Genomic DNA, 15038 nt, shown 5'->3' with positions numbered 1-15038 from the left:
TTTGTCTGCTCTTCTATTTTTATTTGCAATTTAAACTCGTTATATTCAGCTATCTATTGTACAACCTTTTTACATAGCTGAATTTTTTTATTTGAAAATAAGGGTGCATCTATAAAACCATAATGATAAACTAAAATACCTAATTCCACTCTAGAATTAATATGCCATTTTTCTTTAATATGATTAATTATCGTTGAAATTCTTCGAGGGGTAACATATATTTTTTTTGAAATTTCTGCATCTGTGTATCCTTTTGCTACATAAATAGCCACTTCTAACTCTCTTTCGGTCAACATTCTTTTCATAAAATACGCTCCTTCGAAATTATTTATATAAAAATCAAAAGAAACTATTAAAAGAAATAAAGGTGAAAAATCATATTTATTTTAATCCGGCTATTTGCGGGTAGTAAGACTCCGACCTCAAAATTTAGATGTGGCAAAGAAGTCGGACTCCCTGTAAAAGCCTGCCTGGGGTGGACTAATAATCAGTGGGGGTGAATAAAACGCACATTGATTATTAGTGAACCATATTTTAATAATTTCTCGTATTGTGATACAAGTTTGTAAAAGAAACTATAAATCCATATAATTAGTAATTGTAACTATATCAATTTTACATTACATTAAAAGTTGGAAAATATTCTTATACTCATAAAGTGTTACATTTGAGGGAGGAAAGATGGAATTCTACAATCTTGGTATTATTATTAAAGAACTTAGAAAGAAAAAAAACATGTCACAATCTGAATTATGTCATGGAATATGTTCACAAAGTCAAATTAGTAAGATAGAAAAAGGTATTATTTATCCATCTAGCATATTGTTGTATCAATTATCTGAAAGACTTGGTATTGATCCAAATTATATATTCGCACTAACCAAAAATAAAAAAATAAAATATATTGAAAATGTAAAATGTGTAATGAGAGATTGTGTAAAACAAAAACAATATAATGAGCTTTATGAAATAGTGAAAAAAGAGAAAAATGATAATAATTTCCAATCAAAAGAGGATAAACAATTTTTATTATGGCATGAAGCGATTGCTATATATTATGTAAATGGAGCAACAAGTAATGCTTTTGACATTTTAAATAGAGCACTAAAACAAACCTTAAGTAGTACTAACTTTTTATCAGAAAAAGAAATAAGCATAATGAATTCAATTGCTATAATACATGCAGAAAATGAAGAGTATGAGAAAAGTATAAATATATTAAAACAAAGTTTAATTAATTTTAATAAGATAGAATTTCCTAGAGAAAAAGAAATCAAATTAAGACTCATTCATACGTTAACAAAATGTTTACACCTTGCAAATCAATATGAAGAAGCAATAAAGTATAGTGAAATAGGTATAAAATTAGCCATAAATATGAATACTTTATACTTATTAGGTGAATTGTTTTTTGAAAAAGGTGCAATTTTATTGAAAGTTCAGCACTCTAATGAAGTTGGTTTAACAGACATAAAAAAAGCATTATTTATATTTGAACTAACTGAAAGAAAACAATATATAAAAATGATCAAGGAAAAATATATTAAAAATCAAGAATAAACAAGAAAGAATTTTAACATAAACTATTCCTAATTGTTATTTATTTCTAAAAAAAGTACTGTAATACGAACTATTCCTAATTGTTGTTTATTGCTAAAATGAATACCGTAATATTAGATAAATATAAAGGGTGGCATTTTATGAAATCAAGAGGAATTACTCGTAAAGCAGATAGTATGGGGCGTATTGTTATTCCAATGGAAATAAGACGGAGTTTAGGAATTGTAGAAAAAGATTCTCTTGAAATGTTTATAGAAGAGGATCAGATTATTTTACGAAAATATCAATCTCCAAGAGCTTGTGCACTTACAGGAGATATTTCAGACAGCAATATTTCGTTAGCGAATGGGAAGATTATCGTAAGTCCAAACGGGATGGAACTGTTAATAAAGAAGTTACAGCAATATCTTTTAAAGTAAAAGATAAGTAAGAACTTTAAAATAGAATATACTTGGAAAAAGTCCTCTATTCATTTAGGGGGCTTTTTTATTGTTATCAATAAAATTGAGAGGCCGTAGTTGGTTCAATGGAATACGGATTACCTTATAAATAGTCTGACTATTTTTTATAAAAAAACTATTTATTTACATTTTTTTGTTTCGTGTTATATTTTTAATGTTAACATAGTTGTATTGAAAATTCTGATTTTAAAATTAGGAAAACTTTAGAAAATGAAATACTCTTACTTGAATTGAAAATCATATAAACATAGTTTGAAAGTAAAGTATGAAAATGAATCAGATTTTCAAATTAAATTTGCTAAATCAATGGAGGTTCGTGGGGGAAATGTAACTAAGAAGAAATCTCTTATACTCCATGTTTTTTATTTGTAAATCGGTAATTCTAATAGCTCTGACGAAAAGTAAAGGAGTAAAAAAGAAGTGGATAGTTTGTTTAATAGAAGATAGGGTGTAAAAAATAAAACAACGGAGGTTTTATAATGAATAAAGGAATACTGCAGATTACAGAAATTGAAGAAATTACCATTCCGAATCTATTGAAGGATAAAATGAAGAATCTGATAGAAAATGAATTAAAAACTCATAATCCTTATACTTGTGATCAAGAAATAGCAGCATATTTTTCAAAAGAGTGGCTTAATTGTTTGATTGACTATTCAAAGAAAACTCCGAATTCAGACATGAAAAATCTACTACATATGATAAAAATAGCGAATTGTGGTGGGAACGTACCGCCTATCCTTATTAAAAATACTCCATGTGATCCTATAGAAACACTATTACCTGGGGAAAATCGCAGAGGTTTTAATTATGGTGAAGACGAACACGATAGAATGAAAAAATATTTTTATGCAGAATGGGTCACATGGCTTTTTGCCACACTTTTTAATTATGATGCTTTAATTCACCCATCCGAACATGCAGGGAAAAATAGATTTCATCTCATTTCACCTTTAAACAACGATGAAGTTTTGCGAAATGTCGGTGCAAGCACCGGTGGCGGGAACTTTTATCAACATAACGATGCCACAGTGTATACAGATATGAAAGACCAATCAGATATTGAAGCAAGATTGAAAACATTCAATACGAATTTAGAAATTGTATCAAATAGACTTAATAAATCCGTGGAACGAATAGTGTCTGAAATTACTTGTGGAAAATTTACTAGAGTTGATGCTCTTTTATTAAAAGGAGTGTTAAATTTAAAAACTCAAACTCATATTGGAACGCCAAAATTACTTCAAAAGCATCTTGAAGAAAATTTCTTCAGTAAAGATGACATATTGGCGATAAGTAAAATGCCTATTGCTCATATCGCAGGAATGGCTGATGGTGAAATATCGGGATTTGTAGGGGAAATAAACCAAATTATATTTTTAGATGATAATGGTGATATTATTGCAACTTGTTTAAATGGAGCAGAGAATAGATTGATTTATGTAGGAGAAAGTGAAGAAGAAAAATTGAAATTTGACATGTTTTTAGAACTCTTACGAACAACGCCTACTTATAAGGTTCCACTTACATCTGAAGATTTATTAATTATCCCAAATTCATACTATGGTAAACAAACAAATGTAACTCATGGTAGAGAAAGGTTATCTGAGGAAGAATATAAAATCCCGATTGGAAATAATAAATACGGAAGAAGAATTGTTTGCAGGCAATACGTTTCCAGCCGATTACGTGATCAGAAAGAAAGTTACTTTAAAGATTTAATTAACTAGTTTAAAGAGAGGAGGGAAGATGGGGAGGTTTGGGGTATAATAGCTCAAGCCTTCCCATATTCTTTGTATGGATTTTACTATTGAATTACTCATACTACTATTTTTAGTAGCTGTATTAGCAGGATGGATAGATACGATTGCTGGAGGCGGTGGTATGATAACTATCCCGATAATGTTATTAGTAGGTATGTCTCCTTCTGTAGCGATAGCAACTAATAAACTGCAAGGGAGTAGCGGAACTCTCATGGCAACAGTGTTTTTTATTAAGAAGAAAGAAATTAATCTTAAAGAAATGCGTTTGTCCATCTTAATGACCTTTTTTGGATCAGTTTTCGGTGGATGGCTTGTTTTACAGATACGAGCAGAATATCTAATTATGATATTACCTTTTTTACTTGTTTTTATTGGCATTTATTTTCTATTATCTCCAAATATAGCAAACGAAGATCGACCGAGAAAAATAAGTATGTTGTTGTTTGCGTTAACAGTGGCTCCGTTACTGGGATTTTATGATGGTTTCTTCGGCCCAGGAACAGGTAGTTTAATTGCTTTAGCATTCATTCTTTTATGTGGATATAGTGCTACACGGGCGACTGCAAATGCTAAGATTTTGAACTTTACAAGTAATTTCGCTGCTTTGTTGTATTTTATTATTTTTGGCCAAATCGATTGGACAATTGGATTGATTATGATGCTTGGTCAAATAATAGGATCATATATTGGGGCGAAGATGGTGCTTACAAAAGGGACGGCATTAATACGACCAATAGTGGTTATTGTTTGCTTTGTCATGGCAATTAAGATTTTTTTACAAAATATGAACTAAATGTAATCAATATATTATTTGTATCAAAGTTAGAGTGTTTTCATGTTCCTATTGCAGTATTACGCTGTTTAAGATGTGTTCAAAATTACACAATTTGACTAGTGTAATGTATTGCGTTATGCTTTTTTATAGTATAAAAGAAAGGCTTGAAGATAATGATTCGTCGTTTGAGAAAGCTAAAAAATGTAGCAGTCGTAGTAAGCTTCTAAGTAAATAGCAATATATATAATACTTAGAAGCGAGGAATAAAGTTATGAAGCATCCATTATTTAATCATTGGTCAGAAACAAAGTATATAAAAGATATAGTAACAAATCCACTCATTGAAGTAGGAGAGTACTCCTATTATTCAGGCTATTATAGTTATCAAAATTTTGAAGATGGCTGTGTAAGGTATTTGTGGGGAGATGCTAAGTCCCAAGCACTGTTCAATCCAATTGAACAGATGGGATGGCACCTTGACAAACTCATTATTGGGAATTATGTTTGCATAGCAAGCGGGGTAGTCATTTTAATGGGTGGTAATCATAATCATCACTCAGAATGGATTACAGTATATCCATTCGCTGAGCAAATTAAACAATCATATGAACCTAAGGGAGATACAGTCATTAAAAGTGATGCTTGGATTGGAATGAATGCTATAATAATGCCTGGCGTTACTATTGGTGAAGGTGCAATTGTTGCTGCAGGATCAGTCGTAAGTAAAGATGTTCCGCCGTATACAATAGTTGGTGGAAATCCTGCTAAGGAAATAAAGAAACGATTCACTGATACAGAAATAAACATGTTAATGGAAATGCGTTGGTTTGATTGGGATAGGAAATTGATTGAGAAGGCAATTCCGCTGTTATCTAGTCCATCCATCGAACCATTATTTGCTTTTTATAAAAATGAAGTGAAAAATAAATAAATCAGTTAGAAAAACTACATCCAGTATAGGGTGTAGTTTTTTATTTTTTGTAAATGTGGAACAAATGTATTATTTAGATTGTCTATTAACTGTAATCCTAAAAAAATATGAAAGTGTGAATCATTTTGAAAAATATAAGGGGATTAAAAATAAGGATATGTGTGGGAATACAAAGTATTAGCGCACCTAAAAATGTCGGATGAGATGGTCTATATGAAAGCGATTCTAACGTTTTATATGTATATACAATTTGAGAACACTTTCTATTTTTTTGCGGGATTATGTTAGAATAACGCTTTTTTTAAGTACAAAGAAATTGGAGGTAACAGAAGTGAAAGGTATGTTTTGCAATAGAGTTATTGCAATAGTAACAGTGCTTACAATATTTTGTAGCATGGTCGTTACAATTGGAAAAGCAGCAGCGGAAACAGATCCTGCTATAGACGTTGAAGCAGGGTCAGCAATTTTAATAGAAGCAAATTCTGGAAAAATTTTATATGAAAAAAATGCAGATGAATCATTGGCAATTGCTAGTATGACAAAAATGATGAGCGAATACTTAGTTCATGAAGCGGTGGATAAAGGAAAACTTAAATGGGATCAAAAAGTTAAAATCTCTGAATATGCACATAAGATTTCGCAAGATCGTTCACTATCAAATGTTCCATTAGAAAATGGTGGCTCTTATACGGTAAAAGAGTTATATGAGGCAATGGCAATTTACTCTGCAAATGGTGCAACAATTGCTTTAGTTGAACAGATTGCTGGTAAAGAGGTCAATTTTGTAAAAATGATGAACGATAAGTCAAAAGAGTTTGGTATGAAAGATTATAAGTTTGTAAACTCTACTGGCTTAACAAATCAAGATTTAAAAGGATATCATCTAGAAGGGACAACTCTAGAAGAGAAAAATAAAATGTCTGCAAGGGATTGTGCAATTTTAGCACAACGTCTTATTCAAGATTTCCCCCAAATATTAAATACAGCAAAAATTCCTAAAAAAACATTCCAAGAGGGTGGTAAATATCCAATTGATATGGCGAACTTTAACTGGATGTTAAAAGGCTTAATTAAGCAATATGAAGGTGTAGATGGTTTGAAAACAGGAACGACTCCAGAAGCGGGAGATTGTTTCACTGGTACAGTAGAAAGAAATGGTATGCGACTAATTTCTGTAGTGATAAAAGCAAAATCTCATACGGCACGTTTTGATGAAACAAAGAAATTATACGATTATGGATTTGCGAATTTTGAAGTGAAGAATGTCTACGGAAAAGATTCAGTAATAAAAGGACATGAAACAGTTCGAGTGGCAAATGCAAAAGACAAAGATGTAGTAGTTCAAACGAAGCAAGCTGTTTCACTTCCAATGCCGAAGGGCAATAAAGACATTTATAAAAAAGAATTTAAAGTATCGAATAGGGAACAAGAAGCGCCTATTAAAAAAGGTGTAACAATTAGTAAAATGATTATCTCGTCTAAAGATAATACAGATCCTGGGTTCTTATCAGGTAATTCATTACAAATAGACCTTGTAACAAAATCTGATGTGGAACAAGCAAATTGGCTTACACGTTTTATACGTAAAACAGGATCTTTTTTTAGTGGTATGTGGGATCGTACGATTGATATAGTAAAAAGCTAATTTTATAGGATACAACTAAATATTAGTTTGAAACAAAAGGTTTCCAAGCACTATAGATTCTTATGTGGATAGCTTGGAATGTCAGGGTGTAATTTTTTCTTCTTACTTTGTGCATTGCAATGACACTACTTTTTTCTATAGTTTCGTATCATTTAATCGAAAAGAAATGTATCAACTGGGCAAAACAAAGAACAACAAATTTTTTGAAAAAAGTATAATTCCTAGAGGGATTTTATTTCTTTAGTAAATATACGAATATGACCGATTCCTTAGTATACTTGGGAATCGGTCAATTTTGGATTCTAAATGTAAATATAGTAAAGTGGAATATAATTGAAATCGAAAACCACTTAGAAATAACAATTACGGTGTGAGCTATTGTATAGTATAGATATGTTTAAAAATAAAGGGGGAATACATATGTGGAAGCGATTTGTAGCAATTGGTGATAGTTTTACAGAGGGGATAGGGGATGAAGTTGAGGGAATTGCATTAAAAAGCTGGGTAGATCATTTTGTTCAACTGTGTGAAAAAGATATAGAATATGCCAATTTTGCAAAGCGTGGGTTAGTAACTGAAGAAATTCGCTTGCAGCAATTGGAAAAGGCGTTAACTTTTAATCCAGATTTGGTTAGTCTCATTGCAGGGGCAAACGATGTTTTAAAAGGACGTTGGAATCATGATGCATATAAGAACGATATGGAATTTATGATAGATACATTAAGTAAAGCAGGGGCTGATATTATTATAGCAAACCTTCCTGATTTTACAGTTAGGCTTCCTTTTGCTTCTGAAAAAAAACAAGAAATAAAAGAACAATTATTAGAGGCAAATGAAGTTATACATTCACTGAGCAGAGAGTATAAGCTTCATCATGTTGATTTTTGGAATCATCATTTAGTTAATGACAATACGCTTTGGTCTAAGGATTTAATTCATCCAAACTCAAAAGGATATGTAAAAGTTGCTGAATTGATTTTTAGTAGTTTGCCTGTACAGAAGACAAAATAATAGTTTGCAATGTAACGAATATGATATTAAGTGTATGAAGCTATGTTTTTTAGTAAATGGAAAGAACTAAACATTTAGCAAACAAAGCGTTTCTACGATATATTTCTACAGTAGTGCACAAATACAGAATCACAAAGAAAGATCACTTATGGAAATAGGTGGTCTTTAAATGTTTTTATAACTAAATTAGTATATACTGTATTACTAACAATTTCGTACTACATAAAAATTAAGTTCTCTTATAGAAAAACTGATTTTATATTATCTTAAAATATAATAACATGTTCAAATCATATTTTAGGTATGTATCCTAATTGTGAATGATGTGTAATTTTTTTGAAGTATAAATATCCAATAAATAAAATAGGTAGTAGGTGCAGAAGTATTAATACTATATTATTTAATTCTTGTTATGAGTACATTAGTGATTAGTAATATTATATTTTTATTATCAACTTTAGTTATTGGAATTAATTTGAATAGAAAATATGTAGGATAGGGAAAGGTACATATACTTTAATGTATATGTACCTTTTTATTTAGTAGGATTGATAGTCTCTATAAACTATTATATTAATAAAATTAAAAAACTTTATTCTTAATATTCCTATGGTTAAAGCTATCTATAAAATGAAAATATAACCAAATAATAGTTTTGTTATGATTTGTGGATTTGGTTTTTTTATCCGAATTTTCTGATTCAAATATTTCAACTTTATGAATATAGTAGGTGAAATATTTGTGTGATAGTATTTGAGATAGAAAAAAGCCAACTTTAAAAAGGATGTGAATTGAATGTGCAAACGACTGTAAAGGGTTATATTAAGGCAACGTTTAGCTGTTATTAGTGTAAGGTAAAGATATATTTTGTAACAGTTGATATAAAAATGAAGAAATAGGTACGCTTTCTCTTGTCTGACTATTTTAAATATATGAAAAATAAGAGCGGTTTGAGTTTTGACGAAGTTAAATTCTAGGTGAGATGTCAATAATGATTAATTAAGTTTAATAAAGAGGTACCTTATACGCAAAAGCGTTTATATTAGTAACCTAAGGAGCTTGCTTTTATGAAAACTACTGATTCAAAAGGCCTATTAGGAAATAGGGTTTATTTACAAGTTTTCTCTGCCTATTCATTGCTTATGCTTGGTGTTTTTATTGATATGTTAGCGATTATGACTATAGTTGGGTTTGAATGGGAAGTAGATCCTACTATGATTGGATTGATTCCTGTTGCATATGCACTTCCTGGAATTATTTTTGGCTCATGGGCAGGTGTTATTGCAGATCGTTTTAGAAAAATTCCAATTATGATGTTCTGTAATCTAATGGTTGGTCTAATAACAATTGCTCTTTTATTTGTACAAGATATCCACTGGCTCTTAGTGGCATTAATGATTCGTTCCATTTTTATTGTTTTCTATTATCCTGCACAGCAAACACTAACAAGACAGATTGTATCCCCGGACTTGCTTACTAAAGCAGTAAGTATCAACGGAATAGTAGAGCAGGGTACAAAGATAGTAGGCCCACTTATAGGGGGCATGTTGTTGAGCTGGTTTCAACCAGAGTTCTGCCTCATTATAAGAGCTATAAGTTGTTTATTAGCTACTTTAGTTTTGATACCCACAATAAAATTTAAAGAAACTATATCGAAAGAATTTGTTGAAAAGCAAAAACAAAGTACTTGGACCGCTTGGGTACAAGGGTGGGGTTATGTGTTATCTAATCGGATAATATTATCAACCATGATTTTCGTTACAATAGCCATGGCGGTATTACAATTAGTAGACTCACAATTCCCAACTTTATTTAAGAGCTTATTCCCACATGATAAAAGTAAAATGGGATATATCATTTCTATTATTGGTCTTGGCGGAATACTTGGTGCATTACTAACTCAGAAATTAAAACAATTTCAATATGGCTGGGTAGTATGTGGAGGTATGGTTTTAATGGGAATTGGTTTTGGGGGGATTGGTTTGATAACGCCCGGTACGGTCTTCGTTTTAGCCTATTTAATTAGTTTTATCGCTGGTATCGGAAGTGGGCTGATGCTTGTATCTAATCAAGTCATTTTACAAATAGAATCGGATCAAGATCAAGTAGGAAGAGTATTTGGTATACAAAGCAGTTTAACAAACGCAGTTCTAATTATTTCTCCTGCTATGAGTGGTCCATTAGTGCATTTGTTTGGAGTAACTCAACTCTATGTTTATGGAGGAATTGGGCTTGTTATTATTGGAGTAATTGGAGTTTCACTGCAGAAATATTTATGGGCTAAACATAAACACGAACCTATAAGAGCAAATAATTTTTGAAGGGAAGATTTTTATGACCAATGAGGAATGTTATCCATTAAGCCATCCGCAGCGAAGAATATGGTATACAGAAGTTATTCATTCTGATAAAGGAATATGTAATTTAAGATTTTTATTTAAACTTCATCGAAAAATGAACTATTCAAAATTAAACCAAGTTGTGAATCGCGTTATCAGTGAAAATGACGGTCTGTGCATTAGGTTAAAAGAAAATGGGCATCAAGAACCTAAACAATATTTTATTAAACATGAAGAACAAGAATTTGAGTTTTTTGATTTCAGTAATGTGGAGAATACAAATTTGCTTGAGGAATGGATTGAGCAGAAAACAAAAGAAACGTTTACATTATTTAATTCGAATTTATACTATTTCGCTTTAATAAAATTAAACGATAATGAATGTGCGGTCTTTGGAAATGTTCATCATATTATTATGGATGGTTTATCAATTCAAATATTTACTGAGCAGATTGCAAAATATTATTATGACATGCATAACGAGAATGAGGAAGGCGAAATTAAAAATTCATATGTTCAATTTCTGACTAATGAACAAACATACTTGAATAGTAGTCGTTTTCAAAAAGATCAAAAATTCTGGTTAGAGGAATTTAAAACACTGCCATCTGTGACCGGGTTGAAGCCTTATAATACGTACCAAGTTAGTACCAAAGCATCACGTGAGACGTTTATATTAACGGAACATTTGAAGAGAAAGATAGAAAAATTTTCTGAAGATTACAAAATTAGTTTATATACTCTTTTTGTTGCTGCTTTCTCGTTGTCCATGTATCGGTGGACCTCATCGCTTGATATTGGTTTAGGAATGGCTTACGGCAACCGTATGACTAAAATGGAACGAAAATTGATTGGAATGATGGTGAGTACAGTTCCTTTAAGAATGGATATTGATCCAGAAGAAGAAGTACTTTCATTTATTAGTAGGGTGTCCAGAAAACAAAGTAAATCATTAAGACACCAGAAATATCCATTTGATTTGTTATTAAAGCAGATTAATAAAGAGAGTAACAGTAATGTGAGACTTTTCGGAACTACGATTGATTATAGGGATCGTGATGAAAGTGGTGACTCACTATGGATTCCAAACCGTGAAGAAGTACAAGATTTTGCAGTGCATATTGAAAATCTAATTGATATAGACTCTTTACATGTACATATTGATTATCGTGAGGAGCTATTTTCTAAGGAAGAGATAGAACGATTCTTTAACGTTATGCTAGTGATACTGGAAAATATTTTTGAAAACCCAAAGCAGAAGGTTGCTGAAATAGAAATCATTTCTGAGGAAGATAAAAGAAAAAGTTTAGTTGAGTTCAACAATCCTAAACTGGATGTCCCGCCTCAAGCAACTATTCATGAAATGTTCGAACGGCAAGCGATGATTTATCCAAATGCTATTGCAGTTACGTATGAAAAAGAAAAAATTACTTATAAGGAGCTTAATGAACGTGCAAACCAGTTAGCTCATTATCTGCAGAAAAAAGGAGTAGGACCTGATACTTTAGTTGGACTGTGCGTTGAACGTTCCCACGAGATGATTGTAGGTATTTTAGGGATTTTGAAGGCTGGTGGGGCTTATGTCCCACTTGATCCAACATATCCAGAGCAACGACTTCAATATATTTTAGAAGATGCTAGCATTCAGTTATTCGTAACGCAAGAAAGTTTAAAAGAATTGAACTGGTTACCAGAAAATGTTGAGTCGATTTGCCTGGATCGTGATCAAGATGAGATTGGGAAAGAAAGTAAGACTTTGCCGGTTTCTAGTGTCGGTCCCCAAAATCTGGCATATGTAATCTATACTTCGGGATCAACGGGAAATCCAAAGGGCGTTATGATAGAGCATCACAATGTCATTCGGTTATTTAAATCGACGGATTGTTGGTATCAGTTTAATGAAAAAGATACTTGGACGCTTTTTCATTCGTATGCATTTGATTTCTCAGTATGGGAAATTTGGGGAGCATTATTATATGGTGGAAAATTAGTTGTTGTTCCGTACTGGATTAGTCGATCACCTAAGGATTTTTATCAATTATTGGTGGAGGAAGAAGTCACAGTTCTAAATCAGACACCTTCCGCATTTCGACAATTAATACAAGTGTGTGAACAAGAAGATAAGAATAAAAATTTGCAGCTGCGTTATGTCATATTTGGCGGAGAAGCGTTAGAACCTACTAGCTTGTTACCGTGGTTTCAAAGGTATGGGGAGAAAAACCCACAGTTAATTAATATGTATGGAATTACAGAAACTACAGTTCATGTTACATATTATCCAATTACTTTAGATGATGTGCAGCAGGCTTCAAGAAGTAATATTGGAAAGCGGATTCCCGATTTAGAAGTGTATATACTAGACGCTTATCAACAACCTGTTCCTATAGGTGTTGATGGTGAACTTTATATTGGCGGGGCAGGGCTTGCACGTGGGTATTTAAATAGACCTGAATTAACAGCAGAGCGTTTTATATCTCATCCATTTAGTAGTGATCTGAAAGCAAGATTATACCGGACAGGAGACTTAGCGAGGTATTTGCCAGATGGGAATCTAGATTATCGTGGAAGAATTGATCATCAGGTTAAAATACGTGGTTTCCGAATTGAGATTGGGGAAATTGAGTCTACTTTACATACATATGCATATGTAAAAGAGGTAGTTGTAATTGTAAGAGAAGATCAGCCAGGCGATAAACGATTAGTAGCATATGTTGTAGGAGATGGAAATGTAGATGCGTGGAGAGAGTATCTTAAAGCGAAACTACCAAGTTATATGGTTCCTTCGGGATTTGTGGCGATGGAAGCTATTCCACTTACAGCTAACGGTAAAGTTGATCGTGAGGCCTTACCTATGCCGGAGGAAACGCAGATTAATAGTGAATGTGTTGGCCCTCGGAATAGTAACGAACAGATACTAACTACCATTTGGAAGAGAGTATTAGGTGTTAAAAAGGTGGGAATCTATGATAATTTCTTTGAAATTGGTGGCGACTCGATTCTCAGTATTCAAATCATATCTCAAGCAAGTCAAGTGGGGTTAAAACTTACTCCAAAGCAAATGTTTGAATGCCCAACTATCGCTGAGCTGGCACAAGTGGCTATAGAAACGCAGGGAGTACAAGCGGAGCAGGGAATTGTGATAGGTGATGTGCCTCTTACTCCAATTCAGTGCTGGTTCTTCGAGCAAGAACATCCACATACAGAGCATTGGAATCAATCAATGCTTTTAAGAGTAAAAGAAAGATTGGATGTGAAATTACTAGAGGGAGCGATATTAAATTTACTGAAACATCATGATGCTTTACGTTTCCGGTACGAACAGTTACCAAACGGAACGTGGAGGCAGAGAAATGAAGGGACTGATGAGCTGTCAGTACTCCATGTTGTAAAACGGAATCAAGTTAATGAAAAAGAGTGGAATAAAATAATACAAGAAGAGATGAATATTCATCAAGCTAGTTTCAATTTAATTACTGGTCCGTTAATGAAAGTAGTGTACTTTGAAGATAACTTGATTGAAAATGATCGAATATTCTGGGTGATACATCATTTAGTAGTAGATGGAGTGTCATGGAGGATTCTATTGGAAGATTTACAGGTGGTATATAACCAGATGAAACAAGGTCAAGAAATTCGCTTACCTGCGAAAAGTACATCTTTTAAAGAATGGTCTGAACGACTTCAGACATACAGTGATTCGGGTATTTCAAAAGAAGTAAAGGATTATTGGAATGAACAAGTAGAAAAAGAAACGATGAAAATTCCAATGGACTATCCAATACAAGAAACGACAGAAGAATCGATTGATCAAGTGACGAGGACTTTAGGAATAGAAGAAACACAAGCATTGTTTCACGAAGTTCTAGTCACTCATAAGGCAAGGATTGATGAGGTACTATTAACGGCATTAGGACAAGCTATCGTCGATTGTACAAATCAGCAAACCGTTTCTATTCATCTAGAAGGACACGGGAGAGAAGAGATGATTGAAGGTATTGATTTATCAAGGACAGTGGGCTGGTTCACGAGTATTTATCCCGTTCATCTCAATTTTCAAGGAACTCAGACACCTATTGAAGGGTTAAAGGCAGTCAAAGAGCAATTGCGTCGAATCCCAAATCGCGGAGTTGACTATGGTATTTTATGTTACTTGAATAAAGGATTACTTCCGTTTTATCAGCAAAAGCCTTCAATAAGCTTTAACTATTTGGGCCAATTTGATCAGGTGTTTTCAAGGGACTCTTTGTTTATGCAAGAGACAGGATTTACATTTTTAGATCATGCTCCAGATTCCAAACCATCTCATCTAATTGATGTTATCGGAATGGTGAAAGATGAAAAGTTACATTTTATTTGGATGTATAGTAGGGAACAGTTTTCTAAATTAAAAATTCAAGTGATAGCAGATGGTATGTTGAGGCATCTTCGTCAACTTATAAATAAACCAACAACAGAGTCTGCTTTTACGGTATCAGATTTTGCTGATGCAGAGGATCTTACGGAAGAAAGCTTGAGCAAAGTATTACTTAAATTAACAAAGAAGAGGGTGTAAA

At 32.5% G+C, this 15038-nt stretch carries 10 protein-coding genes and 1 pseudogene; 10 read left to right on the top strand and 1 reads right to left on the bottom strand.

Translation table 11 applies throughout. The features are described 5' to 3' along the window. Window positions 1-53: 53 nt before the first annotated feature. Window positions 54-305, bottom strand: coding sequence for a response regulator transcription factor (locus ES895_RS14070; RefSeq protein ID WP_000827560.1), 252 nt, complete (start codon window positions 303-305; stop codon window positions 54-56). A 376-nt stretch (window positions 306-681) separates the two neighbouring features. Here ES895_RS14070 and ES895_RS14065 point away from each other — a divergent pair, with 376 nt between their 5' ends. The 10 genes and pseudogenes from ES895_RS14065 to ES895_RS14020 all read left to right on the top strand — a co-directional run bounded on the left by ES895_RS14065 (window position 682) and on the right by ES895_RS14020 (window position 15037). Continuing rightward, window positions 682-1560, top strand: coding sequence for a helix-turn-helix domain-containing protein (locus tag ES895_RS14065; RefSeq protein WP_000397984.1), 879 nt, complete (start codon window positions 682-684; stop codon window positions 1558-1560). A 140-nt stretch (window positions 1561-1700) separates the two neighbouring features. Further along, window positions 1701-1979 (top strand): AbrB/MazE/SpoVT family DNA-binding domain-containing protein, encoded by a 279-nt coding sequence (locus tag ES895_RS14060; RefSeq protein WP_000842216.1) that lies wholly within the window; start codon window positions 1701-1703, stop codon window positions 1977-1979. Window positions 1980-2500: 521 nt separating this feature from the next. Continuing rightward, a complete protein-coding gene (locus ES895_RS14055; RefSeq protein WP_001032367.1) occupies window positions 2501-3751 on the top strand; it encodes a hypothetical protein in 1251 nt (416 codons plus the stop codon). Window positions 3752-3818: 67 nt separating this feature from the next. Beyond that, window positions 3819-4577, top strand: coding sequence for a TSUP family transporter (locus ES895_RS14050; protein WP_000347986.1), 759 nt, complete (start codon window positions 3819-3821; stop codon window positions 4575-4577). A gap of 253 nt (window positions 4578-4830) precedes the next feature. After that, on the top strand, window positions 4831-5490 hold the full coding sequence (locus ES895_RS14045) for a CatB-related O-acetyltransferase (RefSeq protein WP_000682540.1): 660 nt from the start codon (window positions 4831-4833) through the stop codon (window positions 5488-5490). Window positions 5491-5821: 331 nt separating this feature from the next. Beyond that, window positions 5822-7135: a D-alanyl-D-alanine carboxypeptidase family protein gene (locus ES895_RS14040; RefSeq protein WP_000677706.1), complete on the top strand. Its 1314-nt coding sequence runs from the start codon at window positions 5822-5824 to the stop codon at window positions 7133-7135. Window positions 7136-7227: 92 nt separating this feature from the next. Further along, window positions 7228-7353: pseudogene (locus tag ES895_RS14035) on the top strand (acyltransferase family protein); the annotation flags it as partial. Window positions 7354-7555: 202 nt separating this feature from the next. Further along, complete coding sequence (locus ES895_RS14030; RefSeq protein WP_000265873.1) at window positions 7556-8146, top strand: SGNH/GDSL hydrolase family protein; 591 nt, start codon at window positions 7556-7558, stop codon at window positions 8144-8146. Window positions 8147-9213: 1067 nt separating this feature from the next. After that, window positions 9214-10467: an MFS transporter gene (locus tag ES895_RS14025; RefSeq protein WP_000858613.1), complete on the top strand. Its 1254-nt coding sequence runs from the start codon at window positions 9214-9216 to the stop codon at window positions 10465-10467. Between the two features lie 13 nt (window positions 10468-10480). After that, complete coding sequence (locus ES895_RS14020; RefSeq protein ID WP_097813649.1) at window positions 10481-15037, top strand: non-ribosomal peptide synthetase; 4557 nt, start codon at window positions 10481-10483, stop codon at window positions 15035-15037. The last annotated feature ends 1 nt before the right edge of the window (window position 15038 follow it).

This window comes from Bacillus sp. 007/AIA-02/001 (assembly GCF_004634455.1).
GTDB classification, from domain to species: Bacteria; Bacillota; Bacilli; order Bacillales; family Bacillaceae_G; genus Bacillus_A; species Bacillus_A cereus.
The sequence above is the reverse complement of the archived record's forward strand: the minus strand, read 5'-3'. Positions and strand labels throughout refer to the sequence as shown.

What these genes read in the sequence shown, in the direction of transcription:
- ES895_RS14030 (WP_000265873.1), top strand. Translation starts at nt 7,556, where the DNA reads ATGTGGAAGCGATTTGTAGCAATTGGTGATAGTTTTACAGAGGGGATA.
- ES895_RS14060 (WP_000842216.1), top strand. Translation starts at nt 1,701, where the DNA reads ATGAAATCAAGAGGAATTACTCGTAAAGCAGATAGTATGGGGCGTATT.
- ES895_RS14020 (WP_097813649.1), top strand. Translation starts at nt 10,481, where the DNA reads ATGACCAATGAGGAATGTTATCCATTAAGCCATCCGCAGCGAAGAATA.
- ES895_RS14065 (WP_000397984.1), top strand. Translation starts at nt 682, where the DNA reads ATGGAATTCTACAATCTTGGTATTATTATTAAAGAACTTAGAAAGAAA.
- ES895_RS14055 (WP_001032367.1), top strand. Translation starts at nt 2,501, where the DNA reads ATGAATAAAGGAATACTGCAGATTACAGAAATTGAAGAAATTACCATT.
- ES895_RS14045 (WP_000682540.1), top strand. Translation starts at nt 4,831, where the DNA reads ATGAAGCATCCATTATTTAATCATTGGTCAGAAACAAAGTATATAAAA.
- ES895_RS14025 (WP_000858613.1), top strand. Translation starts at nt 9,214, where the DNA reads ATGAAAACTACTGATTCAAAAGGCCTATTAGGAAATAGGGTTTATTTA.
- ES895_RS14070 (WP_000827560.1), bottom strand. Translation starts at nt 305, where the DNA reads ATGAAAAGAATGTTGACCGAAAGAGAGTTAGAAGTGGCTATTTATGTA.
- ES895_RS14050 (WP_000347986.1), top strand. Translation starts at nt 3,819, where the DNA reads ATGGATTTTACTATTGAATTACTCATACTACTATTTTTAGTAGCTGTA.